The 1,090-nt window shown below is 68.9% G+C and carries 1 protein-coding gene; it reads left to right on the plus strand.

Translation table 11 applies throughout. The features are described 5' to 3' along the window. Nucleotides 1-954 (plus strand): hypothetical protein (locus ACFVGO_RS39395; RefSeq protein WP_380636967.1); only part of this gene is annotated, 954 nt, incomplete at its 5' end. Nucleotides 955-1,090: the final 136 nt, after the last annotated feature.

Consider the following 1,090-nt stretch of genomic DNA (forward strand, 5'->3'; position numbering starts at 1 on the left):
GAGACCAAGGCGCCGCTCGACCCGGAGCAGCCGCCCTGCCTGGACGCCCGCAAGGGCCTCGGCCCCAGGCCGATCAACAACAAGTACGAGATGAAGTACATCAACATCGACCCGGGCTCGGTCGGCCCGCTCGGTGACGCGATCTACTCCGCCAGCTCCGCCGACCTCGGCCTGATCGACGGCTCCCAGGTCAAGTACGCCCGGCTGTACTGGGGCGGCACCCGCGGCATCGACGACGTCGTGCTGCCGGAGAACCAGATCGACGAGGTGTACCTGAAGGTCCCGGGCGAGCCCGAGTACCGCAACATCGCCAACGACCAGCCCTCCATCGGCTACATCACCACCGACGTGGAGAGCAGCTACCAGGCCTCCGCCGACATCACCGACCTGGTCAGGCAGGCCGGCAACGGCACCTACACCGTCGCCAACATGGACTCGGTGGTGAAGCCGCACAGCTGGGGCGGCTGGACGATCGTGGTCGCCTACGAGAACGAGTGCAAGCCTTTCCGGCACGTCCACCTGTGGGACGGCTTCCGGGTCGAGCTGCCCGACAGCCCGCCGCGCGAGTTCGACCTCACCGGGCTGCAGACCCCGGCCGCCGGCCCGGTGGCGGGCAAGCTCGGCTTCGTGGTCTACGACGGCGACCTCAAGTGGACCGGCGACACCCTCGCCATCAAGTCCACCAACGGCCCCCTGGCACTCTTCTCGGACCTCAACCACGCCTCCAACGACGCGTTCAACTCCACCATCGAGGAGCTCACCCCGGCCGACCAGTTCGTCCGCACCCCGTACAACCGCAACAACTTCGGCTACGACTCCAACCGCTGGGACATCTCGCCGTTCCTGCGCAACGGGGACACCGACATCAAGGTGCTGTTCGACACCGACAAGGACGGCTACGACCTCGGCGTCTTCTACGCCTACGTCAACCTGGACGGCTCCACCGAGGGCTGATCCCCCGTCGCACCACGGCGCCGCTGCCGCCCCACCCGCACCGCGCGGGTCGGCAGCGGCGCCGCCGCGTCCCGGCCCCGGTCGGCGCCGCGCAGCAGCCGCTCGCAGGGGCGCTCCACCCAGCGGTACAGCATAC

Source organism: Kitasatospora sp. NPDC057738 (assembly GCF_042798815.1).
Classification (GTDB): domain Bacteria; phylum Actinomycetota; class Actinomycetes; order Streptomycetales; family Streptomycetaceae; genus Kitasatospora; species Kitasatospora lactacystinica.